Below are 25584 nucleotides of genomic sequence, written 5' to 3' on the forward strand. Positions count from 1 at the left end.
TGAATTTAGATTTATACTTAAACCGTGCTGATTGTTAAGATAATAATTGAAGGCAAAAACAGTTATATCTTGAACATTGAGCAGAAAAAATCATCTCTTTTTTGTCAAATGTAACTTTAAACCATTTTTTCACGTATTTATGATATGAAGTTACTTTACCTGTCGTCGTTTTTAATTTTGTTGCTGATGCCCGGCAGGGTAGCGGCCGACGCCATGGATAATGTGGCTAATTTGATAAAGCAGGGTAACAGTAAAGAAATTGGTAAGCTGTTTGCCCCAATCGTAGAGATGTCGGTGATGGCCGAAGAACAATCATATCCGCAAAACCAGGCCACATCGGTGCTCAGCGATTTTTTTACTAAGCATAAGCCACAAACAATAAAGTTGCTACACAAAGTGAACTCCAGCGCCAGCATTCAGCTTGGCGTATATATTTTAACCACCGCCGATAAACAGGAATACCGCATTGCCTTTACCCTAAAAGATGTTGGCGGCACCATGCGCATCATCGAATTGGGAATTGAGGACGAGAAGGTGAAGTAAATGTGCAAATTTCAGATATGCAGATGATTTTTTGTATGATTAGATTGTTTTCTGAACGGCGATTACGCAGATTAATGGATTAATCAGATGTCATCCAGCGTAAAAAATCCGGGAATCTAATAAATCCGCTTAATTAGGGTTCAGACATATTCATCTGCACATCTGGAATTTGAAATCTGCACATCTAAAATTTGCACATTATCTTTTCATCTGCACATCTGAAAAATCACTACTTTTGGGGCTTAAAAAAGTAATTATCTTGGATAAAGAACTTGTTGACCAGTTTATAATTAATGCTTTAAAAGAGGATGTTGGCGATGGTGATCATACTTCCTTATCAACCATTCCTGCCGATACTACAGGCAAAGCACAACTTTTGGTAAAAGATGAAGGCATCTTAGCCGGTGTCGAATTAGCTATTGAGATATTTAAAATAGTAGACCCTAACCTTAAAGTAACCCTTTTTTTGCAGGATGGCGCTGTTGTTAAGTATAAGGATGTAGCGTTTGAGGTAGAAGGCAGTGCCCGCAGCATCCTGCTTGCCGAGCGTTTGGTACTGAATTGTATGCAACGAATGTCGGGAATTGCTACAAAAACCAACGAGATAGTTGATTTGCTGAAAGGCACCAATACAAAAGTTTTAGATACCCGTAAAACAACACCAGGCTTGCGCTATCTTGAAAAATGGGCCGTAAAAATAGGTGGCGGTGTAAATCATCGGTTTGGTTTGTATGATATGATATTGATTAAAGACAATCATGTTGACTACGCCGGTGGTATACGGCAAGCTATTGAAAGTGCAAATCAGTATCTTTCAGATCATCATAAAAAACTTGCCATCGAAATTGAGGTGCGTAACCTGGAAGAGTTGGAAGAGGTATTGCAAACCGGCAACATAAACCGTATCTTGTTAGACAACTTTAACTTCGCCGAACTGCGGCAGGCGGTTAATATTATTAATGGCCGGTTTATAACCGAGGCATCGGGTGGTATAACAATTGATACTATACGCGAATATGCTGATTGCGGAGTTGATTATATCTCTGTTGGTGCGCTCACGCATTCGGTAAAAAGCCTCGACCTTAGTTTAAAGGCTGTTAAGTAAATTAATTGTTTATCGTTGTTGTAAACATTTGAGTTAAAGCCGGGCTGTCAAAATCTGGCTATTAAAGCACTGCGTTTAAATTATGATTAGAGTTTTAGTACGGTATCAATTTTGTAATATTGCAGGTAAATGATCAACGTATACTCAGTTTCGGCGCTCATCCTTGCTTATCTCTGCGGGTCTATCCCAACGGCTGTTTGGATCGGCCTGGCGTTTTATGATATTGATGTAAGGGAGTATGGCAGCGGTAACGCAGGGGCAACCAACACCTTTAGGGTATTGGGCAAACAGGCCGGTATTCCTGTAATGCTGCTTGATATCTTAAAAGGATGGACAGCTACCAACCTTGCTTTCTTTATCGGTGTTTCTACCACCGGGCCTTACAATTCTGCAAGCTATATGAATTACGCACTGGCTTTAGGTGTGGCTGCGGTTATGGGTCACTTGTTTCCGATATTTGCCGGTTTTAGGGGTGGCAAAGGCGTTGCTACTTTATTTGGAATGATTTTGGCTATACATTTGCACGCCGCTTTATTGTGCGTGTTGGTGTTTGTGGTGGTGTTGTTGCTTACAAAGTATGTGTCGCTTAGCTCAATTGCCGCGGCTTTTACATATCCTATAGGCGTTTCGTTTGTGTTCCCTACCTCTATAAGGTCGGTTGTTATATACGGGATGTGTATTTGCTTGCTAATTTTGGTAACCCATCAAAAAAATATCGAACGCTTATTAAAGGGCACCGAATCGAAAGTTAATTTTTTAAAGAAAAAAGCTGCCTAATCATTATGAAAAAATTCCTGTCTGCATTTTTAGCAATAACTATGGTTATTGCACTGTTCTCCTGTTCAACAGTGCCACTTACCGGTCGCAAACAATTAAGCCTGGTGGGTGACGCCGAAGTAAATCAATCTGCTGCTGCCAGCTACAGCCAACTATTATCAGATCCTAAAACAAAAGTAATTAACAGCGGAACCGATGCCCAACGTGTAAAACGGATAGGCAATAACCTGGCTGTAGCTATTGAAACCTATTTGAAAAATAACGGCTATGGCGATCAATACACCTTTAAATGGGAGTTTAACCTGATCCAGAGCCCTGAAGTAAATGCATGGTGTATGCCTGGCGGTAAAGTAGCTGTATATAGTGGTTTACTGCCGGTAGCCAATACCGATGCTTACCTGGCTGTAGTAATGGGCCACGAAATTGGACACGCTATTGCCAGGCACTCTGCCGAACGGATTTCGCAGGAAATGTTGGTGCAGGGCGGTGGTGCTTTAGTAGGCGCAGCCACAGCTGATAAGTCACAAGCTACACAATCGGCCATAGGTACTTTATATGGGGTTGGTACTCAATTAAAATTATTAAGCTATTCGCGTGCGCAGGAGTCAGAGGCAGATCGTTTGGGATTAACATTTATGGCCATGGCCGGATATGATCCGCATAGTGCCATTGCATTTTGGCAACGGATGGCCGCTCAGAATAAAGGAGGGTCGCCACCCGAGTTTTTGAGTACTCACCCTGCTGACGCCACCCGCATAGCCAATATTCAAAACCTTATACCCGAGGCTATGAAGTATTATAAAAAATAGTGAATGGTGAGAGGTGAGTGGTGAATGGTGAGTAGTTAGTTGAAATACATTCAATAGCTGTTAATTCACTACTCACCGCTCACAACTGACCACTCACCAATTCACCACTCACCCCTCACCAAAATGCCCAAACCGCAATTCTTAAAAGCGCAATGGAAAAACCTGGTAATGATAAATTACGAGGTGGATCCCACTATTCTTGATCCCTATTTACCACCCGGCACCGAACTTGACTTATGGCAGGGCAAAGCATTGGTGAGTATGGTAGGCTTTATGTTTTTAGATACAAAGGTGCTGGGCATCAAATGGCCATGGCATGTAGATTTTGAGGAGGTGAATCTTCGTTTTTATGTAAAGTACTTTAACGGAACAGAATGGAAGCGCGGGGCCGTTTTTGTAAGTGAAATAGTACCTAAGCCGTTAATCGCAGTCATCGCCAATAATTTATATAAGGAGCATTATACTGCTATGCCCATGCGTCACAGCATAGCGGAAGCTGGAGATTATACTCAATTTTTATATGAGTGGAAGTTTAAAGGCAAATGGAATAAGCTTGGGGCAACAGCCAGCAATCAACTGCTGGATATAACACCAGGCAGTAGCGAAGAATTTATTTTTGAACATTATTGGGGATACAATAAGCTTTCGGCTACAAGCACCATGGAATACCAGGTTGAACATGTGTCGTGGCAAACAGGTAACGTTAAAGATTATGTTTTTGATGCTGATGTAGCAGGGTTATATGGCGAGGCATTTAAACCTTATTTAGAGAAAGAGCCGGTTTCGGCTTTTTTTGCCGTTGGATCGGATATTAGGGTGAGGATGGGAGACAAGATTGTGGTAAAATAGTAAAGTACGGATGCTATTCTCCCAAAACCTCCAGCACCGCCTTGGCTTTCAATAAACATTCCTCATACTCCTTCTCTGCGTCGGCATGGTAGGTAATAGCACTCCCTGCATGGAATGATAAGTATCCGTTATCAGTGTTGTAAAGCAGCGATCTGATTACTACGTTAAAATCAAAATCATCATCCGGAGCAAAGTAGCCTACCGCGCCGGAGTAAACGCCGCGCTTACTTCGTTCGTATTGTTCCATCAATTGCATGGCGCTTATTTTAGGCGCACCGGTCATGCTGCCCATGGGGAAAGTGTTTTTAATGGCTTGTATGGCAGATAAGTCGTCACGTAACTCACATACTACGGTTGAGATCATCTGGTGTACCTGGCGGAAGCTGTGAATGCCGAAAAGCTCTTCAGTTTTAACCGTTCCCTGTTTGGCCGATTTGGTAAGATCGTTGCGTACAAGGTCAACAATCATTACATTTTCCTGTAGTTCTTTAGGATGGTTTCGTAGTTCATGTTTAACCAGTTCATCAGCCTCCAAATTGTCATGCCTTTTGGCCGTGCCCTTGATGGGCTGCGATATGAGTTTACTGCCTCGTTTGGCTAAAAAGCGTTCGGGCGAGGCGCCCAATATGTAATTGTTTTTCCACTTAAAAAAAGTGGAAAACGGATTGGGGGAAACATTATTAAGCTGCGTAAATACGCTCAAAGGATCAATATGTACATCTTCAGCATAAAACTCCTGGCAAAAATTGGTTACATAAATATCGCCCCGTGTAATATGTTTCTGGATGGCGGTTACTGCATCAATATATTCCTGTTTTGTAAACCTGCTTTTTAAATTTATTGACGGTTCATCACCATTCGTAATTGGCTCCTGCTCATCAATACAGCTAAAAACATGTTCAGGTTCGTCGCTAATAATCTCCGCTTTATTGCCTTTGATAATAATCAGGTGTACCGGCGCAAAAAAGTATAGGTCTGGAAAGTTGAGGCCATCTAAGTTTTGTGAGGATAATTTTTCCACCTCGTTTTTCAGATCGTAGCCCAAAAAACCACAAAGCCAACCGGGATTATCTGCACGAAAGTTTTGTAAGTCACCAAACGCAGAACCTGCGCTTGCTTTTATTTGTGCCTTGCTGCCAATGGCTATCAGTGTGTCAAATTTGGTGTATGGGTCATCAAAACCATTCGAGTCAAGGTAGCATACCGAATTATATGATGATGCCCACTGCAGAGCTTTAAGCTTGAAATTTTGCAGATTATCTACCTGTACTATCACCCTGCAAAAATAACCAAGTAAATGAAAAAAGACCGGGTAACCGGTCTTTTTATACGATGATGCTGAGGTTTGTTAATATACAAACGTTGTGATCAATATTAATGCAATACCAATGTCTGCTTTCTGTCAGGTCCTACAGATAAATATTTTACTGGTACGCCCAGCTCTGCTTCCAGGTAATCGATGTATGATTGCAGTTTGGCAGGTATTTCAGATAATTCGGTGATACCTGTTAAATCTTCGTTCCAGCCATCAATTTCCTTCAAAACCGGCACCGGGCTTACCGAGCAGATATCATAAGGCATGTAATCGATAGTTTCGCCTAAATAATTATAGTGGGTACAAGCGTAAATTTTATCAAAACCGCTTAATACATCAGCTTTAGTCATTACCAGTTGGGTAACGCCATTAAGCATTATAGCGTATTTTAAAGCCGGCAGATCAATCCATCCGGTACGGCGGGGCCTGCCTGTGGTTGCGCCAAATTCGTGGCCTATACGGCGTAATTCTTCGCCTGTTTCGTCTTCCAGTTCGGTAGGGAAGGGGCCGCCGCCAACACGGGTACAATAAGCTTTAAAAATACCTATCACATCGCCAATTTGCTGTGGGGCTATTCCTAAACCGGTGCATGCACCGGCCGCTGTAGTATTTGACGAAGTAACAAACGGGTAACTTCCAAAATCAATATCCAGCATGGCCCCCTGAGCGCCTTCTGCTAAAACTTTTTTGCCTTTTTTAATATAGTCGTTCACCAGGTGCTCCGAATCAACTAATGGGAATTGTTTGAGAAAATCAATAGCTTCAAAAAACAATTGCTCACGTTCAGAAAAATCAGCTACCTCACCATACATAGCGGTAAGCATTGCCGTATGTTTGTCAACCAGTTTCTGGTAACGCTCTTTAAAATCGGGTAGGGTAATATCGCCTATACGCAACCCATTCCTGCCGGTTTTATCCATATAAGTAGGACCGATACCTTTTAAAGTCGATCCGATTTTACCTTCGCCCATTTTCTTTTCAGATGCGGCATCAAGCAATTGATGGGTAGGTAGTATCAGGTGTGCTTTTTTTGCAATCAGCAGGTTCTTTTTAGCTAACAGGTCGTGCCCTGCATCTTTCAGCTTATCTATTTCTTTTTTAAGGGTGATAGGGTCAATCACTACGCCATTACCAATAAGGTTCATGGTGTTTTCAAAAAATATACCTGAAGGAATAGTATTCAACACGAATTTTTTACCATCGAACTCCAAAGTATGCCCGGCATTAGGGCCGCCCTGGAAACGTGCAATCAGGTCATAACCTGCGCTAAGCACATCAACAATTTTTCCTTTACCTTCATCGCCCCATTGGAGGCCTAATAATACGTCAACAGCCATTAATTTCTAATATTTCTATAATAATCGTCAAATGCTTTCACGATGGTGGTTTTTACTTTATCCCAGGTCATACCATCTAATGACTCGGGAGATATTGTATTTTCGGCGTCAGCGAAGTAAATCACTGATCTTATGACCGCAAAGGTATCATCATATGTATATCTATCATGATAAAATTGAAAAAGATTTTCGAATGTGTAAAACTCCAAAAGTTTGGCGATGTCCCAGAAATCCTTTTTAACACCTCTGCCTTTCACAGCGTTGAGCTTCAAAGCTATCAAATCTTTGGTATCGGCAAACGGTATATTGTCTATAAATTGGATGGGGTTTAAAAAAGGATCTCTTACTGAAACAAAATCGACCTTTACGTCCTGAATGATACACTGATAGATTGATTTAGTTCTGTCATTTACAGTGTTAATACGGCCAAAATTATCTTCAAGGGTTTCTACTAAAATGTCTTTTTCAAGAGGTCGGTCTGAAAAAAAATCGAGATCTATTGATTTTCTATGGCCATATAACAGAGAAAGTGCTGTGCCGCCAACCAACCTGAATTGTTTTAATTCAGGCAATGAAACAATTTTTCTTAAAAGTTCCAGTGTTGCTGGTTCAACTGTTTCTTCTCGTAACATTTAAAGTCGGTAGGTGTTACCTTAAACAAGGTACAGCAAAAGTTTATGCTCATATCTGAAAGCCATAAAGCCTGCAAAGCCAGTTTGCCTACTTTATCAAACCCGTAAAACTTAATCAGGTTATTAAAGTCTTGTTCTTTGCCACGTTCTAAAACCTTTTCCACAACATGCGCCGCATTCTTTTCATAGTCAATACTATCCATATCCACATCCCAAAATGCCTGTTTGCTTAAAATAGGTTTGTCCATGATTATACCCTTCTGTCGCAATTGCCCTCACGTAATTTGGCACAGTTACCATAAAGGTTTAGCGAGTGGTGTTTAATATCGAATTTTAAAATGTCGCCCATCATGCTCTGTATCTGCTGAATCCGCGGGTCGCAAAACTCCACTACTTTACCGCAGTCGATGCAAATGATGTGGTCATGCTGTTTGTAGCCGTATGATTTCTCAAACTGGGCCATGTTTTTGCCAAACTGGTGTTTGGTTACCAGGTCGCATGATACCAGCAGTTCAAGTGTGTTATATACCGTTGCACGACTAACGCGGTATTTTTTATTTTTCATGTGGATATAAAGAGATTCCACATCAAAGTGATCTGAGCGCGAGTAAATTTCTTCGAGTATTGCAAAACGCTCCGGCGTTTTGCGCAGGTTTTTATTCTCAAGGTAAGCCTCAAAAATTTTTTTAACCAATGCTATAGTATCCGGTTGGGGCATAATGGTCTGTTAAGCAGGCAAAGTTATTAATAATTTGGTTTATTGGTTGAATAAGTTGATTAAGTTGCATTGGGTTGAATAAGTTGATTGAGTTTGATTGCTTGAATAAGTTAACCTAATCAACTCAATCAACCACTCACTCCCCCACCTTAAGAAGCTTTTTCAATCACCGAATCAAATCTATTGACGCCGGTAACGCCTTTAATCAGTTTTATTTTTTTGATCAGGTTTTCAAGGTGATTGGTATCGTTTACGTAAACCATTATCGATCCTTCAAAAATACCGTTATCACTATCAACGGTAATGGAGCGGATATTTACCTTAAAATCGGTTGATATTACGGTGGTAAGTTTATTGATTAACCCAACTTCGTCAATTCCGGTTATTCTTAAACCAGTTAAAAATGCGAGCTCCTGTTGGTTGGTCCAGCGGGCCTTCACAATCCGGTAGCCATAATTGGCCATCAGCTTCGCGGCATTCGGGCAATTGGTGCGGTGTATTTTAATGCCATCGCTTACGGTAACAAAGCCAAACACATCATCGCCGGGGATAGGGTTACAGCAATTGGCCAGTTTATAGTCAATTTTCTGCATATCCTCACCAATCAGCAGCATGTCGGCGTCTTTCGATTTCAGGTTACGGATAAGGTTTTGAACTTGCTCCTGTTCAATTTTGTCCTGGGGCTTGTTTTCAACGTTTTTTTCAAATGCCTGGTATTCTTTCAGGTCCTTCATGTCTATCACACCCTTGGCAATGTTATAAAACAGGTCCTGGGTTGATTGCAGTTTGAAAAAGTAGCTCAGTTTGTGCAGGTTTTCGGAGTTATAAGTGATTTTAAGCGATTTCATTTTACGCTCCAATATCTCTTTCCCATCCTCAGCAACTTTACGTTTTTCTTCTTTTAAGGCCGATTTTATTTTGGCTTTAGCCTTTGCAGTAACCACAAAATTCAGCCAATCCTCTTTGGGGGTTTGCTTGCCCGAGGTGATGATCTCTACCTGGTCGCCGTTTTGCAGTTTATAGCTAAGGGGCACCAGTTTATGGTTTACTTTGGCGCCGATACAGCTGGCGCCTACGTCGGTATGTATCTCAAATGCAAAATCCAGGGCTGTGGCATTAAGCGGCAATTGTATAAGCGCCCCCTTTGGGGTAAAAATAAAAATTTCATCGCTGAACAAATTCATCTTGAAATCGTCGATAAAATCCAGGGCGTTAGTGTCAGGGTTTTTAAGCATATCCCTTACCTTTTGAACCCATTGATCAAGCCCGCTATCGGTTGATGATTCCTTGTATTTCCAATGCGCGGCAAAACCTTTCTCGGCAATCTCGTTCATGCGTTTGGTACGTATTTGTACTTCAACCCATTGCCCGCGCGGGCCCATAACGGTGGTGTGCAATGATTCGTACCCGTTCGCTTTGGGCGACGATATCCAGTCGCGCAGCCTGTCGGGGTTGGGGCGGTATTGGTCGGTAACTATGCTGTAGGCCTTCCAGCAATCGGCTTTTTCCTGGTCGGGGGCGCTATCTAAAATTATCCTAATGGCAAAAAGATCATATACCTCCTCAAAGGGGATAGATTTTTTCTTCATCTTATTCCAAATGGAGTGGATAGATTTTGGCCTGCCAAACACATCGGCATGAATTTCCTGGGCCTGCAGCGCCTTGTTAACAGGTTCAATAAAATCGCGGATAAAGCGCTCGCGTTCAGCTTTCTTCTCGTTCAGCTTCTTTTTGATGAACTGGTAAGTCTCGCGCTCCATGTATTTCATGGATAGGTCTTCCAGTTCAGATTTTATAGCATATAAACCCAGCCTGTGTGCCAGGGGGGCATACAGGTAAACGGTTTCTGAGGATAGTTTAAGCTGCTTATCGCGCGGCATAAACTCCATGGTGCGCATATTATGCAGCCTATCGGCCAGTTTTATGAGTATTACCCGTACGTCATCGGCCAGGGTAAGCAGCATTTTACGGAAGTTCTCGGCCTGTAACGAGCTGTTGGTATCAAATACGCCCGATATTTTAGTTAAGCCGTCAATAATTTTGGCCACCTTTTTACCAAACTCCATCTCAATTTCGTCCAGCGTCATATTGGTATCTTCTACCACATCATGCAGCAGGGCGCATACTATTGATGTAGTGCCCAGACCAATCTCTTCGGCGGCTATCTGGGCAACTGCAATAGGGTGGTATATATAGGGTTCGCCGCTTTTACGGCGCATATCTTTGTGGCTTTCAAGTGCCATGTCAAACGCCTTGCGTATCATGCGTTTATCACCCTTTTGCAGGGTCGATTTACAGGCGCGCAACAATGCACGATATCTTTTTAGTATCTCATTCTTCTCGGCTTCCAGATCAATCTCTATCTCTTTCATATATGCTATAGGCGGTATTAATAAGATAAACTTGTAATTGAAAATTATTATTACAGATTATATTAAAATACCACAAAAATTTCCTTTAATTTTGTTTTAAGTAAAAATATGAAATTTATTGGTTTTCTGTTGATGTTTTGTTGCTTAGTGAGCCAGGTAAGGGCTCAGACAGATAAACCTGCACCTATGATATTAGGCAAAAATGATACCATAAGGGTGGCCGTAACCGATGTTGACGGAGAACTGATACCATGGGTAGTTTGCCCGCCAATAAGAATTGTAGATACCCGCATATTTGCTAATGATGCCGATAGGGACAATTACCGCCGATTGCGTTATAACGTAATGAAAGTGTTGCCTTACGCACGTTTTGCAGGCCAGCGGTACGCAAAATTACAGCGGGATCTGGCGCTAACCGGCGATAAAAAGAAGCAGAAAGAATTAATAGGAAACTGCGAAACCGAAATTAAAACATTGTTCAATAAGGAAATTAAAAATCTGACAATTAGTCAGGGTGAAGTTCTGATTAAATTGATTGACCGCGAAACCGGGCAAACAAGCTACACCATGGTAAAAGAACTTAAAGGTGGTTTTAAGGCATTTATGTTTCAGTCTGTAGCCAGTATATTTGGCCACAACCTTAAAGAAACTTACGACCCAGACGAGCAGAGAGATATCGAGGCCATACTTACCCAGGCCGGATATAATTCCACTAACTACTGATAATGGATAACACAAGCGTCTACGAGTTTAACGTTCAAAAGTTAAACGGTGATGATATTAGCCTGTCGGCTTATAAAAATAAAGTACTCTTAATTGTTAATACCGCCTCTCAATGCGGCTTTACACCGCAGCTTAAAGATCTGGCCGAACTGAAAGATCAGTTTAAGGATGCTGATTTCGAGATACTCGCTTTTCCATCGAATGATTTTGGAGGACAGGAGCCTTTGGAAGGCGCCGCTATTGCTGCTTTTTGCGAAAATGCTGGTGCCAACTACCCGGTATTTGATAAAATAAGGGTCCGCGGGCCTTTTGCACACCCGTTATACCAGTTTTTTGCTGATAAGAAAGCAAACGGCAAACTTAAGTCGGTACCGAGGTGGAATTTTCACAAGTTTTTGATTGACAGGGAAGGGCACGTTACCGACTTTTATTTTCCTTTTACCAAGCCAACATCTTCAAAAATCCGGAAAAAGATTGAACGCCTTTTGGCAGCCGCTCGTTAACACAAACACTATAATGAAATTAGATATTTTAGTTTTATCGGTACATCCCGATGATGCCGAACTTGGATGCTCGGGCACTATTTTAAAACACATTGCCATGGGCTATAAGGTGGGTATTGTTGACCTTACCCGCGGCGAATTAGGTACAAGGGGATCGGCCGATATACGTGAGCAGGAAGCCGCCGCAGCCGCCGAAATATTAGGTCTGTCGGTAAGGGATAACCTGGCTATTCCTGATGGTTTTTTTGAAAATACGCGCGAATATCAATTACAGGTAATTGCGGCAATCCGCAAATATCAGCCGGAAATTTTAATAACCAATGCCTACTATGACCGGCATCCAGATCATGGCCGCGCCAACGAACTGGTAGAGGCATCGGCATTTTTATCGGGCTTACGTAAAATAGAAACTTTTGAAAAAGGAGAACCGCAGCAGGCGTGGCGGCCAAACCTGGTGTTGCACTTTATACAGGATAACTATATAAAACCGGATGTTTTAATTGACATCACCGCATATTGGGATAAAAAGGTAGAGAGTATTTATGCTTATGGTTCGCAGTTTTACAACCCTCAATGGGAAAATGAGCCCCAAACCTACATATCAACCCCCGAATTTATAAATGTGGTTGCAGCCCGTGCCAGCGAATTTGGTAAAAGTATTGGTGTTAAATATGCAGAAGGCTATACCAGCAGGAAAATTTTAGGGGTAGATAATTTATTTGCTTTAAAATAATATATTATTTAACTGAAAATAAAATAAGCCAATGTCTTTTTAAGATATTGGCTTATTTTATAATATTGGTTTAAATATTTAAGCTTTGATATATTCAAAACGATTATTCTCATTGCTTCTTTCTCGCCTCAGTTTATTTTCGTTTGCCAGTTTTAAAAGGATACCGGATAACTCCGAAGTTTTAAAATCCGAATCAAACTGCTCTTTACAATAGTTGGCTATTGATGAGATGGAACGTTGAGTATCAAAAAAGTCGGTACTTAATAATTGGTTCAATATCTTTGTTGCCCCTGGCTTTTTACGACCCGAAATAGCAAAATTTTCATCGTCTGGGCGCATTTTACGCCCTTTTTTGCTAAAAATTTCAGATCCATCGGCATCCGCCTTTTCCGACTCAATCATTACGTCCAGTAGTCTGTCGATGATTCGTACCTGTACAGCTTCTGACTGAAATGAGTTAACAACTTCTGCTACCTCAACAAGTTGTTTTTTTAATTTCTCTATATGTTTGCTCATGATGAACTAGATTTGAATTCTAACAGGAATTGTCAAATCTAACTGGAATAATAATTAAAAATATAGCGTATTTTGGTAAAAAAGTTGTTTATGTTAATATTTCAGCTCTTTTTGTGCTAACAATTGGCAAAACATATATTAAATACTAAACAGCATTCACTGTGAGTAGCGATCCTTTGGTTTATAATACGACCTATTATAATGTTTTGGCTATTTTCTCCAGCATTTCAAGCCCGGTATCTATATGATTTTTTTCGATAATAAGCGCCGGCCTGAAGCGAATGCTCTTATCGCCACAGCCTAAATACATGATGTTATTATCTAATCCCTTGTTAATGAAGGTATCGCGCTTGCTTTTGTCAGGGAAATCAAAGGCTGTAAGCAGGCCCTTACCTCGTACATTACTGATAACGGGCATCCTGGCCGAAATTTCGCTAAGTTGATTTTGTAAATAATCGCCCATTTCTGCGGCATTTTGGCAAAGGTTATCCTCCTCAATCACTTCCATTATTTTTGATGACCTTACCATATCAACCAAACTACCGCCCCAGGTTGAGTTAATGCGCGATGAAACATGGAATACATTGTTCTCAATTTCGTCTACCCGGTTACTGCATAATATGCCGCAAACCTGCATCTTTTTGCCAAAAGCCAAAATGTCTGGCCGGGCTTTGGGACCAAAGTGCTCATGGCACCAAAATTTGCCGGTAAGGCCAACACCTGTTTGCACTTCATCGTAAATTAACATTGCTTCGTATTCATCGGCAAGCTCACGCAGCTTTTCTAAAAATTCCTTGCGTACGTGGTTATCCCCACCTTCTGATTGTACCGGTTCAATAATAATAGCGCAAACATCATCTTTATTATCCTCAAAAGCTTTCCTGATTTGGGCTACAGACAATTGCTCGCGTTGCAGCAAGTCTTCATGATTAGCGTCGCTGTAGGGGAAATTCATATACGGTACCGATACTCTTGGCCAGTCAAACTTGGCAAACCATTTGGTTTTATTGGGCACTGTGTTGGTAAGGCTAAGGGTATAGCCGGACCGGCCATGAAAAGCGTGCTCAAAATGGATCACTTTAAACCCTCGTTCTTTTGTATACCCCCGGGCAAAATTCTTTTGCACCTTCCAGTCCATGGCAACTTTTAAGGCATTTTCGATAGCCAATGAACCACCAGCTATAAAAAAAGCGTGCGGCAAATAATCGGGTATACCAATCCTTGAAAATGTTTCTACAAATTGCGCGTACTGAGTGGTATATATATCAGAGTTGGATGGGTTGGTTAATGCCGCCAGCATCAGGTTTTTTTTAAACTCTTCGTCGTTCACCATTTTGGGGTGATTGTAGCCCAATGGAACCGAAGCAAAGCAGGTAAAAAAATCAAGGAGTGTCCTATCATTTTTTGAATCATAAATATATACGCCCTTGCTTTTTTCCATGTCAAAAGTGAGGTCGAAGCCATCGGCAAGTACGTGCTTCTGTAATGAAGCCTGAACGTTTTGGGGTGAAACAAGTAGATTGTACATATCAATTTTGGTTTATACAAATCTACAAAAAAGCCCTCAAAAACAAAATTTAGGCGGTTTTTGAACCGATTGGGTAAAAAGTATGTTTAAATTGTTTAAAGTTACTTTTTGTACCAAAGCCAAAAATAGTATAGCGGGATAAGTTGCTTTTTTTTGATTTTAATTTGTTTAATCCTATTTCAATCTGCCTGAAATAGCGTAAGGGCAATACTGTTGGATGTGCGTTTTTAATTTATGATATAATCTGTTTGAATATTTAGGGACAGTGGTAAATACCTTATTTTACAAAAAAATTGTCAAGTCGGCAAAATCTTTAAATTGTATCAAAACACAAAAAGCCCCGGACTCCCGGGGCTTTTTGCGTTTTCATGTTTAATTGAAAATTATTTTTGTTTAAACTGAACGCGACGGTTTAATACACGTCCTTCTTCTGTTGAGTTATCGGCAATTGGCATAGTTTCGCCATAGCCTTTGATTTTTACTTTCTTGGCATCAACACCAGAGTTAACCAGGTAAGTTTTTACCGAGTTAGCACGATCTTTTGATAGCGCAATGTTGTGAGCGGCAGTACCTTCAGATGATGCAAAGCCATCAACCTCCACCTTTTTACCAGAAGCGCGCAAATCGGCAGATGTGGCATCCAAAACAGGATAAGATGAGGTGCGCAATACCGAGCTGTCAAATTCAAACTGGATGTTTGAATAAGCTGTGGCAGCAGTATGAGCTGCTAATGCAGATGAATCTGGTTTAGGGAATACGATAACGCAACCAGAACCATCAACTACGCTACCTGCAGCAGTACCAGGGCATTTGTCAAACTGATCGGCAACGCCATCACCGTCCGAATCTTTTTTCAGGTCGCTAACCGCAGTTTCAACATTGGTAACGCGGCCTTTTAAAGCTTCAACTTCCTGGCGTAAAGCTGCATCGTACAATTCATCATACATTTGAGCAACCGGGTTAACCCATGTTAGGTTCTGTTTTGTTTTCGGGCCAAAAGTATACTCTAAACCACCGTACGTATAAGAGTAATGGCTAAAGGTTGGATACGTGCTTTTACCGGCAACATTATAACCCTGTACAAAGCTAACGGTGTATCCTAAGTTCAGGGCAACTGCATCAGATAACCTGAATTTTACACCCGCGCCAACAGGGGCATATAGTTCTTTTACCGTATGTCCGTAAGGGTCATTTACTGTAGTACCTGCATCTGTAACATACATTTTAGGTTTGTACATATCTAAACCTAAACCTGCGGAACCATAAAAGTTAACACTGTTTTTACGATGTAAAAAGCTAACACTTGCAATGTTGAACACGCCGCTTAAAGCCACGGAGTTAAAACTGGTTTTGTATTCGGTAATGCCAAATTTTTCAGTACCGGCTTTATCAATGCCGTGTACCTTGCCGCCTAAATAATCTAACTGCAAGCTAAAAGTGTGCGATAGCTGCTGCCTTAAATACAATCCATAACCCAAATCAACTTTAAACTTATTTGTTGTGTTAATGGTAAACGGAACAAGCCCATCAGTTATACCGGCGCTTACACCAATACTGAATGTGTTGTACTGGCCAATACCACCAAATACCTTGGCAGTAGAGGCTTCAGTCGTGGTTGTTGTAGTAGTTGCGGTTTTGGTGGAATCGGTTTGGGCATTAGCCATACCTACAACCATCAAAGAAGCAAATGATAATCCGACTGTTTTCTTTAATGTAGAATAGTTCATAGTTTTAATTTATTAATAAAACATCATTAAGAATCTTAATGATTTAATGCTAAAAACTCATTTTTTTGAAAAAAGTTTTCTGCTATAGAAATATTTTATTTAAAATATTAATTATTAAGGGGATATATTTTTTTGAAAAAAGTATTTTGCGGATTTTATGGGCCTATAATTATTGCATTCATACAATCCGTACTGGTTTTAAAACTACGGCCAATGATAATATTTATAACTTTACCAGTGCTACTACAACGTTGAAGTAAAAATAAGCGAGGGATATCTTTTTAATTAATAACGCGGGTTGTAGAATTGCATGGATTAACCTTAATACATGATACCATTGAAAGTAATACAAAGTGTACATCCGGAAGATTTTAAACGATATGATACCGCTACCATACGCTCGCGTTTTTTGATAGATAACCAGGTACAACCGGGTAAAATCAACTGCACCTATACTCATTATGATCGTATGATAGTTGGCTTTGCCAACCCTACAGATACTCAATTGCTGCTGCCAAATTATCCAAACCTGCGTGCGGAGTATTTTTTAGAGCGCCGCGAGATAGGGATTATCAACGTAGCCGGTGATGGAGTTGTAGTAGCCGATGGCATTACTTATGATGTGAAGAAACTTGATTGCCTATACATTGGCAAGGGCACTAAAAGTGTGCATTTTGCCAGTAAAAATAGTAATGAGCCGGCAGTTTTTTACTTGCTTTCGGCGCCGGCGCATGCAACGTACCCAACAACCTTGTTAACCCATGCTGATGCGGTAAAAGTTATACTTGGCTCGGCATCAACAGCCAATCATCGTACTATTAATAAATACATACACCTGGAAGGCACCAAAAGCTGCCAGTTGGTTATGGGCCTTACCATTTTGCACGACGGCAGCGTATGGAACACCATGCCGTCGCATGTGCATGATCGCCGCATGGAGGCCTATTTTTATTTTGATGTGCCCGAGGGGCAGAAGATATTCCATTATATGGGCGAGGGCAACGAGACCCGGCACATCACCATGAATAATTACGATGCCGTGGTATCGCCGCCCTGGAGCATTCACTCGGGTAGCGGTACAGCAAGCTACAGCTTTATATGGGGTATGGCGGGCGAAAACCTGGATTATACCGATATGGATCCTATTGCTATTACAGACCTCAGGTAATCATCATCAATAAAAATAATATACATTGGAAAATAATTTCTCTTTAGCCGGTAAGGTAATCGTAGTAACGGGCGGCACGGGCATATTGGGTAACGCCTTTATAAATGGTATTGTTGAAGCAGGCGGCGCCGTAGGTATTTTGGGTCGCAACGCCCAGGTAGCCGAGGAGCGAGCCAACGCTATTAACCAAAATGGCGGCAAAGCGGTGGCATTGGTTGCCGATGTTTTAAACCAGGAAGAACTGCAGGCCGCTAAAACCAAACTGATGGATACATTTGGCAGACTGGATGGCCTGGTGAATGGGGCAGGGGGTAACATGCCGCAAGGCGTTTTACAGCCCGATGAGGATGTTTTTAAAATGAATATAGCCGGCATGAAAACCGTAATGGACTTAAATACCTGGGGCACCATTATCCCCACACAGGTATTTGGCGAGGCTATTGCGCAAACCGGCAAGGGTAGCATTGTTAATATCTCGTCGATGAATTCAAAGCGGGCTATTACCAAGGTATTGGGCTACAATATAGGTAAGGCAGCTGTTGATTGTTATAACCAATGGTTTGCCGTTGAGTTGGCTAACCGTTACGGCGATGCCATCAGGATGAATGCCCTTGCGCCGGGATTTTTCCTGACCGAGCAAAACCGGAATCTGCTCACCAAACCCGAAGGCGGCTATACCGACCGTGGCCAACTGGTGATAAAACAAACGCCGTTTAAACGTTTTGGCCACCCGGATGAACTGATTGGCGCGCTGATATGGTTGCTAAGCGATGCATCTAAATTTGTAACCGGGTCCATGATCTGTGTAGATGGCGGTTTTTCTATTTTTGGCGGCGTGTAACAATTTGATCGCACTTCTCTTTATCGCGAAATTTTATCTCAATTATTTTACGTTTGTTAACTGCAATGAATTACAATTGTAACTACACTTGCCGTTAAAGCTAAAAGGGATATGAATTTCGCGGTTGTTACCATAAAGGATATTGCTAAAGAGCTGGGGATTTCCACATCTGCGGTATCTAAAGCGCTCAAGGATAGTTATGAAATAAGCGAAAAAACCAAAGCGCTTGTACGTGAATGTGCAAAAAGGCTTAACTACCAGCCCAATCACATGGCCCGAAGCTTAAAAAAGGGCAGCAGCAAATCCTTGGGCATAGTTGTATCTACCATCGATAATCACTTTTTTTCGCAGGTTATTAACGGCATCGAGTTTGTTGCTCACGCCAGCGGCTACAATGTGTTTATTACCCAAACACATGAATCGTACGAGCTTGAAAAATTAAACGTAAGCCATTTGATGTACCGCGCAATTGATGGTTTGCTCATTTCGCTGTCAACAGAAACGGCCGATGTATCCCATCTTAAAGATCTTCACGAAAAGGGCCTGCCCATTGTTTTCTTTGATCGTGTAAGCGACGAAATAGATACCCACAAAGTAATTGCCGATAATTTTCAGGGCGCTTTTAAAGCAACACAATCATTAATTGAGGCCGGGTATCGCAAAATTGCACATATAACAAGTTCTGTAAATGTATCTATAACTGCCGAGCGTTTAAAAGGATACCAGGCTGCCCTTGCCCAAAACAACATGGAGCAAAACGATGGTTTTATAAAGTATTGCCTTCATGGTGGTAAAGACCTCATCGAGATTGAAAATGCGCTCAACGAATTACTCCTTTCGCCCAATCGCCCCAATGCTATTTTCACCGCATCTGACAGGATAACTACCACAACCCTGATGTTATTGCATAAACTGGGCTTTAAAATACCTGGCGATATAGCCCTGTTGGGTTTTACCAATACCCAATTGGCCGATGTTTTAAACCCATCGCTGAGTACGGTGTATCAACCTGGGTTTGAGATAGGTAAAAAAGCCACTGAAATGCTTATCAGTTTGATTGAGAGCCGCAGGCCTGTAACCGAATTTGAAACTGTTGTTTTACCTACCCAGGTTTGTATCCGCGATTCATCTGCTCCGTAAATTCTTTTCTTGGATTTATGCGTTCCGCTCTAAGCTCTCCATAACTATATCGATGTAGTAAATATTTCGTTATTGTATTGAATAAAATTGTCTGTTCGGCAATACATTTGAAAACCAGTTATATTTTGTGTCTATATTGGCTTTTAAATTTCATAATTATGCGTTACCGGTTATTTGTAAAGGGTTTAGTAGGCGTATTAGTGCTTTGCCAGGGCTATAAAGCAACAGCACAGGTTGTGCGGTTAGATTACTATTTTAACCGCGAAGTGCATACCGTTTCAGGCGAGACTAAGCGGTTCCATTATTTATGGGACGAAAAAGAAAATACCGGTTATTCTATTTGGGGCGATGCTTTTAAAAGATGTGGCGCTACTTTAGATTCGCTTCCGGCTGCTCCTACGGCAGATAATTTAAAAGGAACCGCCATTTATATTATTGTTGACCCTGATACTAAAAAAGAGAGCCCCAAGCCCAACTACATAACCGAACAGGACGCCGGTGTTGTTGCACAATGGGTAAAGGCCGGTGGCGTATTGGTGATGCTTGCAAATGATAGCGCCAATGTCGAGCTGCCTCACTTTAACATACTGGCCAATAAATTCGGAATGAATTTTAATAACGACCTGCAAAATCATGTAATTGACGATAGCCATTTTGAGGACGGCGCTATTATAACCGCCGGCAACCCGCTTTTTAAAACCGCGCAAAAGATATTTATGAAAGATGTTTGCTCCATAACTACCAATGCTCCTGCAAAGCCTGCTTTGGTAAAAAATGGAATAACCCTAATAGCCCAGGCAAAATTTGGCAAGGGAACGGTACTGGCCATTGCCGACCCATGGCTTTACAATGAATATACCAACGGACGTTTACCGGCCGGATATGAAAATGATAAGGCCGCAAATGATATATCGGCCTGGTTGTTAGCCCGGGTTAAAAAATAAAATAGACAACTGTGTTTACCCAATTAAATAATTATGAAAATATTTAACGCCATTAAAATCCTGTTTTTTTTGATAATTATGAGTGTTATTGCCCCAGTGGCCGCGGATGCCCAACAAACCCCGCATATTAAAGATGTTGCCAATGCAGTTGAACGCTTACGCCAGGTAATGATAAGCGCCGATAGCGTGGCCCTGGATAAAATAGCGGCCGACAGCTTGAGTTACGGTCACTCCAGTGGTAAAGTGCAAAACAAAAAGGAGTTTATACACAGCTTTACCAGCGGCGCATCGGTTTTTACAGCTATTGACTTTACAGGGCAAACAATTACCATATCGGGCAACACGGCTATTGTTAGGCACCTACTATCGGCAGCCACCAACGATGCGGGCAAAGGCCCGGGCACCGTTAAGCTGGGTGTTTTGTTGGTTTGGGTGAAAAATGGCAAAGAATGGCAATTGCTGGCCCGGCAGGCGGTTAAGGTGCCGTGAGGATAGTTTTTAGATTCTTAAAAGCATAAATTATTCGTACCTCGCAATGACGATAGTTGATTTCTTAGCCATCTATTCTTAAAATCTATCCTTCATTCCCAATAATCCCCAAATGCCGCCACTATGGATGGCCAGTATTTTACTGTCGGGTTTAAAATGCCCCTTGCCAATCAGGTCGTATAAAGCATACATCATTTTACCGGTATATACAGGTTCTATAACAATGCCGGTGGCGGCAACAAACTGCTTTACAAAATCGATAAGTTCGTCAGTCGCTTTGCCGTATCCGCCAAAATGGTAGTCGGTATGCAGATCATAATCGGCAGGAGCAGTTAAAAACCGGTTAATCTCATCCCTGATAAAGCCTCCGTTTTTAAAAACGGGTATCGCGTTAAATTTTGTTGTAAGTTGATGGTTGATTAATCCGTTAATAATGCCCGCCGCAGTGGTTCCGGTGCCACAGGCGCAAAAAATATGGTCGTAGCTGTCGGTTAGTTCGTTTACCAGTTCGGCGCAGCCCTGGGCACCTTCTGCAGACGAGCCACCTTCGTCAATAAAAAATGCCAGCTCATTATCGCTAAAATATTTTTGGAATAATGCGGGTTTATCACGATAGCTCTCCCTATCGGTAAATACCAGTTGCATGCCGTGTAGTTTGCATAAAAACAACGTATTGTTGTCAACTTCTTCTCCGCGCACAATACCTGTAGATTTGAAGCCGAATTTAGCTGCCGCCGCTGCTGTTGCCAGTAAGTGGTTGGAATACGCCCCGCCAAATGTTACCAAGTGACTTTTGTGCTGGTTTTGAGCCGATTTGAGGAGGTATTTAAGCTTACGCCATTTATTGCCCGATATCATGGGATGAATGAGATCGTCCCGTTTCAAAAAAACTTTAACCTTGTCTGCATCAAACAACGGATTTGCAATTTGATGTACCGGACTAAAAATTTCGAGATCAATATTCATAAAAATAACCTGCCCTTAATGCTATTGCAATATTACGCTTAACCTACCACAAAAAACGATTACTTTTGCGCCCAAATGGCATACGAACCCGAGCTGATAGAGCAGGAAGAACAGGATTTATTTGAACACTTACGCGTTGTGGTTGATAAGGGTCAGTCGCTGCTGCGCATTGATAAATTTTTGATGCACCGGGTTGAGAATGCTTCGCGCAACCGCATCCAGAATGCCATCGAACTGGGAAATGTGCTGGTGAATGATAAGCCTATAAAAAGCAGCTACCGGGTAAAGCCGCTGGATGTAATTTCGGTTGTATTGCCCCATCCGCCCCGAGACACGGAGGTTTATCCTGAAAATATCCCCATTAATATTGTTTATGAGGATGATGACGTACTGGTGGTTGATAAAGCTGCCGGCATGGTGGTACATCCCGGTTATAATAATTATACCGGCACATTGGTAAATGCTTTGGTTTACCACTTTCAGCAGTTGCCAACATTGCCGGGTAATGATGGCCGGCCGGGCCTGGTACATCGTATTGATAAAGATACCTCGGGCCTGTTGCTCATCAGCAAAAATGAGCGCTCCATGAGCTGGCTGGCCAAGCAGTTTTTTGACCATACCATTACCCGCAAATATATAGCCCTGGTTTGGGGCGATTTGGTTGAAGATGGCACCGTAACGGGCTATATTGGCCGCAGCATTGCCGATAGGCGGGTAATGTCTATTTATGACGACCCGGAGAAAGGCAAATGGTCGGTAACACATTACAAGGTGCTGGAACGTATGGGCTATGTTACCCTGATAGAATGCCAGCTGGAAACCGGCCGCACCCACCAGATTCGCGCGCATATGCGGCATATTGGCCACCCATTGTTTAGCGATGCTACTTACGGCGGGGATAGGATTTTGAAAGGGACGGTATTCAGTAAATACAAGCAATTTGTAGAGAATTGTTTTGAGCTGATGCCCCGCCAGGCGCTGCATGCCCAAACCCTTGGCTTTTTACACCCAACCCAGAAAAAGCAAATCCTGTTTGAATCGCCACTGCCACCCGATTTTGAAAGCGTGCTGCTAAAATGGCGCAGGTATACTGCGGCTGATAATCAAACCAATGCCAATAGCGAGGAGTAATAAAGAGTTATTTGTGGCTAAATGCATAATTTTTGCACAGTAGTTTAAGTTTTAATAAAGCAAACGGCATTTATAAATCAATCCGGTTTTAAAATCTGCACATTTGCACACTTGTAATCTGCACATCTGAAAATGACACCAGTGTTAATCAATTTTAACGGACAAATACTTCCTCAAGGCAGCCTGCTGCTTAGCATAGCTAACCGGGCATTTAAATATGGCGACGGTTTGTTTGAGAGTATGCGCCTGATGAAAGGACAGCTTAAATTTGCCGATTTGCACGCCGACCGCCTGCAACGCGGCATGAAAGCGCTTAAAATTGATGGTTACTCGCAAATGGATACCTGGTTTTTAAAAGATATTGTGGAGGAACTTGCCCGCCGCAACAAAGTAAGACATGGCCGGCTGCGCCTGACTGTTTATCGGGACGCCGAGGGCTTGTATACGCCTACTCAAAATAAAATGGGCTATTGCCTGGAGCTTACCGCATCTGACGAGCCGCGGTACTTTTTGAATGAGAAAGGGTTGATTATGGATGTATTTACCGAATTACCCAAGCCATCCAATTACCTATCCAACATCAAAACCTGTAACTCGCTTATTTATGTGATGGCGGGCATCTATAAAACTCAAAATAAACTTGATGATGTATTCCTGCTGAACCAAAGCGGCTTTTTGTGCGAGGCAAGCAGTTCAAATATATTTATCCATTACCAAAATCACCTGTACACACCAGCACTAAGCGAAGGCTGTGTAGAAGGTGTAATGCGCCAGGTAGTAATAAAGCTTGCCCGGGATAACAATATAGATATTACCGAAGCCCAGATAAATCCCGACATCCTTTACGAAGCCGACGAAGTGTTTTTAACCAACGCCACCCGCGGCATCCAAACTGTAATGGGCTTTGGCGTAAGGCGCTATTTTAACAGGGTAAGTAAGGTTTTGATGGATGAGCTGAATAAGTTGTGAGTTGTGAGTTGTGAGTTGTGAGTTGTGAGTTGTGAGTTGTGAGTTGTGAGTTGTGAGTTGTGAGTTGTGAGTTGTGAGTTGTGAGTTGTGAGTTGTGAGTTGTGAGTGAAATTGGCGATCAAGGTAAGCAATTCTTTAGTCCGTTTAATTCAGTTTAACAAAAAATGGCAATCATAACTCAGGGCAAACGCATCTGATTGGGTTAACATAACTTAACATATTTTAGATATTTTTTTTATAAATATTTAATAATCAATACTTTGTGTTTTAACATGGTTAACACTAAACTGATCGCGCAATTTAGGCTCATCCTAATATTTGCGCCTGTTGTAGGCCAACACAAGTCCCTTTGGCACCTGGATCATTTAACCGGCATCAGCCAATAAAAATAAGGTATCGTTTGATGCTGACATCTTCCCGACGCTATAAGCTTATTCCGTTAGTATTATTAAATAACAGCTTATCGTCGTTAACCATTTAGATGCGTTTGCCCTGAATCATAACTGTTCTTCGTAGATAAAGAAACGGCCGGTTTGCCGGTCTTGCATATATAAGGTATTCCCACTACTTCGTTTCCACAGGTTAACGTTTTGTGGAGGCGTAAACCATGCCGGCGTGTCCGTTGGTAATATCGCTATGTTATTGGTTTTAATGAGGTTGTTTTGTTTGATAAAAGCTGCACCCCATTTTAGGGTGGGCGCCAACTCTAAATAAACTATGTACTCTTTAGTAAAATGTGCCGATTGCCAGAATTGGCCGTGAATGGCGAATACTTCTTTGCCGGGTTTTTCGCCTGCCCAAAGCATGTAGCATTCTTCGGCATTGCTGGACCTCTTTTCCCGACAGCTGCTTAAAATGAAGCAAAGTAATACAGATAATAAGAGAATTGGAGCCAGCTTCATTTGGGTATTACTGATTTTGAAGCCAAAGATAAACTTATTCTTCAATAGCTACCGGTGCTTTAATAGCCGCCAAAATGCCACCCCAAAGCGCAATACGGGCTTGTAGTGCTTCCTGTACAGCAGTGGTCGCTTCTTCCCATTTGGAATCGTCGTCGCCGCAAAGTTCGGCAGTCATTTCGTAGGCCAGGTGGGAGTGGTGGTCGCCATCAACTTCAATGTGGCGCTCCAGGTAGTAAAGCAGGATATCTACCTTGCCGGGCAGCTGCCGGCTGAGTTCTTTAACAATGCTTACAAACATATCGGGTATTAAATCCTCGCGGCCAAAGGTAAATACCGCTGCCTGCACATGGTTTTTGTTGGTGCCGATAACATCAAAAGTATGCAGCATAAAATTGCGCGCCGCCAACGGGATATCAGCAATAATTAAAGCTTCGTCGATATGTTTGCCGAAGTTTAATTCATGAAATAAATTGTTAATAGCAATGGCGTCGCTGCCGGCCTGATGCATGGCGCGCAGGTATAGTTCAAAATGGCTGGTGCGGTTGCCTTGTTCGTCAACATCGCTTTCCTCGCCGGTTACAATTTCGTTAATCAGGTAGCGGGTATTGGCATTACCGGTTGGCATCCATGGTGTGGCAGTACAGGTAAGTTTTTGTTGCAGCGATTTTAACAGCGACATAAAATCCCACACGGCAAACACATGATGATCCATAAAAACGGTTAATTCATCCAACGAGTTAATGTTTTTATATAATTCGTGTTGTATCAGTTGATCACGTAAAGGCTGGATCTGGGTTTTTAGTAGTGCTATGCGCTCGCTGTAATTTGCCATCGGGTATTCGGTATA

27 protein-coding genes are annotated in these 25584 nt (G+C 41.9%); 15 read left to right on the forward strand and 12 right to left on the reverse strand.

Features of this window, described 5'->3' with window-relative positions; all coding sequences use genetic code 11:
* Positions 1-144: 144 nt before the first annotated feature.
* From ACFGVS_RS27005 to ACFGVS_RS27025, 5 genes are all read left to right on the forward strand, one after another.
* A complete protein-coding gene (locus ACFGVS_RS27005; RefSeq protein WP_439696337.1) occupies positions 145-543 on the forward strand; it encodes a DUF4783 domain-containing protein in 399 nt (132 codons plus the stop codon).
* 259 nt (positions 544-802) lie between these two features.
* Positions 803-1648 (forward strand): carboxylating nicotinate-nucleotide diphosphorylase, encoded by an 846-nt coding sequence (gene nadC, locus ACFGVS_RS27010; protein ID WP_274209436.1) that lies wholly within the window; start codon positions 803-805, stop codon positions 1646-1648.
* Between the two features lie 129 nt (positions 1649-1777).
* Positions 1778-2425: a glycerol-3-phosphate 1-O-acyltransferase PlsY gene (plsY, locus tag ACFGVS_RS27015; protein WP_274209435.1), complete on the forward strand. Its 648-nt coding sequence runs from the start codon at positions 1778-1780 to the stop codon at positions 2423-2425.
* A gap of 5 nt (positions 2426-2430) precedes the next feature.
* Positions 2431-3234, forward strand: coding sequence for a M48 family metallopeptidase (locus ACFGVS_RS27020; RefSeq protein WP_090652787.1), 804 nt, complete (start codon positions 2431-2433; stop codon positions 3232-3234).
* A 123-nt stretch (positions 3235-3357) separates the two neighbouring features.
* Positions 3358-4083, forward strand: a complete 726-nt coding sequence (locus tag ACFGVS_RS27025; protein ID WP_439696338.1) for a YqjF family protein — start codon at positions 3358-3360, stop codon at positions 4081-4083.
* A gap of 13 nt (positions 4084-4096) precedes the next feature.
* Here ACFGVS_RS27025 and ACFGVS_RS27030 read toward each other — a convergent pair whose 3' ends face one another.
* The 6 genes from ACFGVS_RS27030 to ACFGVS_RS27055 all read right to left on the reverse strand — a co-directional run bounded on the left by ACFGVS_RS27030 (position 4097) and on the right by ACFGVS_RS27055 (position 10457).
* The gene (locus ACFGVS_RS27030; RefSeq protein ID WP_439696339.1) at positions 4097-5359 is read right to left on the reverse strand and encodes an anthranilate synthase component I family protein; all 1263 of its coding nucleotides are present in this window, start codon (positions 5357-5359) and stop codon (positions 4097-4099) included.
* 98 nt (positions 5360-5457) lie between these two features.
* A complete protein-coding gene (locus ACFGVS_RS27035; protein ID WP_090652789.1) occupies positions 5458-6735 on the reverse strand; it encodes an adenylosuccinate synthase in 1278 nt (425 codons plus the stop codon).
* Positions 6735-7367, reverse strand: coding sequence for a nucleotidyl transferase AbiEii/AbiGii toxin family protein (locus ACFGVS_RS27040; protein ID WP_274209434.1), 633 nt, complete (start codon positions 7365-7367; stop codon positions 6735-6737). Before ACFGVS_RS27040 ends, ACFGVS_RS27035 begins: the two co-directional genes overlap by 1 nt.
* Positions 7322-7615 carry a DUF6922 domain-containing protein gene (locus ACFGVS_RS27045; protein ID WP_090652791.1) on the reverse strand — a complete coding sequence of 98 codons (294 nt, stop codon included), beginning with the start codon at positions 7613-7615 and terminating at the stop codon, positions 7322-7324. Before ACFGVS_RS27045 ends, ACFGVS_RS27040 begins: the two co-directional genes overlap by 46 nt.
* Positions 7616-7617: 2 nt before the next feature.
* Complete coding sequence (locus ACFGVS_RS27050; RefSeq protein WP_090652792.1) at positions 7618-8085, reverse strand: Fur family transcriptional regulator; 468 nt, start codon at positions 8083-8085, stop codon at positions 7618-7620.
* 149 nt (positions 8086-8234) lie between these two features.
* Complete coding sequence (locus ACFGVS_RS27055) at positions 8235-10457, reverse strand: RelA/SpoT family protein (protein ID WP_090652793.1); 2223 nt, start codon at positions 10455-10457, stop codon at positions 8235-8237.
* Between the two features lie 186 nt (positions 10458-10643).
* Here ACFGVS_RS27055 and ACFGVS_RS27060 point away from each other — a divergent pair, with 186 nt between their 5' ends.
* Genes ACFGVS_RS27060 through bshB1 form a run of 3 tightly spaced genes read left to right on the forward strand, consistent with a single transcriptional unit; the run spans position 10644 to position 12416 of the window.
* Positions 10644-11180, forward strand: coding sequence for a DUF4294 domain-containing protein (locus tag ACFGVS_RS27060; protein WP_255369930.1), 537 nt, complete (start codon positions 10644-10646; stop codon positions 11178-11180).
* Between the two features lie 2 nt (positions 11181-11182).
* Positions 11183-11683 carry a glutathione peroxidase gene (locus tag ACFGVS_RS27065; RefSeq protein ID WP_090652795.1) on the forward strand — a complete coding sequence of 167 codons (501 nt, stop codon included), beginning with the start codon at positions 11183-11185 and terminating at the stop codon, positions 11681-11683.
* Positions 11684-11696: 13 nt separating this feature from the next.
* Positions 11697-12416 carry a bacillithiol biosynthesis deacetylase BshB1 gene (gene bshB1 / locus ACFGVS_RS27070; RefSeq protein ID WP_439696340.1) on the forward strand — a complete coding sequence of 240 codons (720 nt, stop codon included), beginning with the start codon at positions 11697-11699 and terminating at the stop codon, positions 12414-12416.
* Positions 12417-12494: 78 nt separating this feature from the next.
* Here the strand turns inward: bshB1 and ACFGVS_RS27075 are convergent, their stop codons facing one another.
* From ACFGVS_RS27075 to ACFGVS_RS27085, 3 genes are all read right to left on the reverse strand, one after another.
* On the reverse strand, positions 12495-12932 hold the full coding sequence (locus ACFGVS_RS27075; RefSeq protein ID WP_439696341.1) for a hypothetical protein: 438 nt from the start codon (positions 12930-12932) through the stop codon (positions 12495-12497).
* A gap of 196 nt (positions 12933-13128) precedes the next feature.
* Positions 13129-14460 carry an L-lysine 6-transaminase gene (lat, locus tag ACFGVS_RS27080; protein WP_439696342.1) on the reverse strand — a complete coding sequence of 444 codons (1332 nt, stop codon included), beginning with the start codon at positions 14458-14460 and terminating at the stop codon, positions 13129-13131.
* Positions 14461-14843: 383 nt separating this feature from the next.
* Entirely contained in the window at positions 14844-16187 is a 1344-nt protein-coding gene (locus ACFGVS_RS27085) for an OmpA family protein (protein WP_274209430.1), read from the reverse strand.
* Positions 16188-16515: 328 nt separating this feature from the next.
* Between ACFGVS_RS27085 and kduI the strand changes: the two genes are divergently transcribed.
* The 5 genes from kduI to ACFGVS_RS27110 all read left to right on the forward strand — a co-directional run bounded on the left by kduI (position 16516) and on the right by ACFGVS_RS27110 (position 20769).
* Complete coding sequence (gene kduI / locus ACFGVS_RS27090) at positions 16516-17355, forward strand: 5-dehydro-4-deoxy-D-glucuronate isomerase (RefSeq protein ID WP_439696343.1); 840 nt, start codon at positions 16516-16518, stop codon at positions 17353-17355.
* Positions 17356-17380: 25 nt separating this feature from the next.
* Positions 17381-18196 carry an SDR family oxidoreductase gene (locus ACFGVS_RS27095; RefSeq protein WP_439696344.1) on the forward strand — a complete coding sequence of 272 codons (816 nt, stop codon included), beginning with the start codon at positions 17381-17383 and terminating at the stop codon, positions 18194-18196.
* 111 nt (positions 18197-18307) lie between these two features.
* On the forward strand, positions 18308-19336 hold the full coding sequence (locus tag ACFGVS_RS27100) for a LacI family DNA-binding transcriptional regulator (RefSeq protein WP_439696345.1): 1029 nt from the start codon (positions 18308-18310) through the stop codon (positions 19334-19336).
* A 158-nt stretch (positions 19337-19494) separates the two neighbouring features.
* Positions 19495-20280, forward strand: coding sequence for a DUF4350 domain-containing protein (locus ACFGVS_RS27105; protein WP_439696346.1), 786 nt, complete (start codon positions 19495-19497; stop codon positions 20278-20280).
* Between the two features lie 33 nt (positions 20281-20313).
* Positions 20314-20769, forward strand: a complete 456-nt coding sequence (locus tag ACFGVS_RS27110; RefSeq protein ID WP_439696347.1) for a nuclear transport factor 2 family protein — start codon at positions 20314-20316, stop codon at positions 20767-20769.
* A gap of 78 nt (positions 20770-20847) precedes the next feature.
* Here the strand turns inward: ACFGVS_RS27110 and ACFGVS_RS27115 are convergent, their stop codons facing one another.
* Positions 20848-21735, reverse strand: a complete 888-nt coding sequence (locus ACFGVS_RS27115; RefSeq protein ID WP_439696348.1) for a 1-aminocyclopropane-1-carboxylate deaminase/D-cysteine desulfhydrase — start codon at positions 21733-21735, stop codon at positions 20848-20850.
* A gap of 75 nt (positions 21736-21810) precedes the next feature.
* Between ACFGVS_RS27115 and ACFGVS_RS27120 the strand changes: the two genes are divergently transcribed.
* Entirely contained in the window at positions 21811-22866 is a 1056-nt protein-coding gene (locus tag ACFGVS_RS27120; RefSeq protein WP_439696349.1) for an RluA family pseudouridine synthase, read from the forward strand.
* A gap of 132 nt (positions 22867-22998) precedes the next feature.
* Positions 22999-23835, forward strand: a complete 837-nt coding sequence (locus ACFGVS_RS27125) for an aminotransferase class IV (RefSeq protein WP_439696350.1) — start codon at positions 22999-23001, stop codon at positions 23833-23835.
* 497 nt (positions 23836-24332) lie between these two features.
* Here the strand turns inward: ACFGVS_RS27125 and ACFGVS_RS27130 are convergent, their stop codons facing one another.
* Together ACFGVS_RS27130 and ACFGVS_RS27135 are read right to left on the reverse strand one after the other, a co-directional pair.
* Complete coding sequence (locus ACFGVS_RS27130; protein WP_439696351.1) at positions 24333-24737, reverse strand: hypothetical protein; 405 nt, start codon at positions 24735-24737, stop codon at positions 24333-24335.
* Between the two features lie 34 nt (positions 24738-24771).
* Positions 24772-25569, reverse strand: a complete 798-nt coding sequence (locus ACFGVS_RS27135) for a DUF3050 domain-containing protein (RefSeq protein ID WP_439696352.1) — start codon at positions 25567-25569, stop codon at positions 24772-24774.
* Between the last annotated feature and the right edge of the window lie 15 nt (positions 25570-25584).

Origin of the sequence: Mucilaginibacter sediminis, from assembly GCF_051903035.1 — a bacterium.
Taxonomy (GTDB): domain Bacteria; phylum Bacteroidota; class Bacteroidia; order Sphingobacteriales; family Sphingobacteriaceae; genus Mucilaginibacter.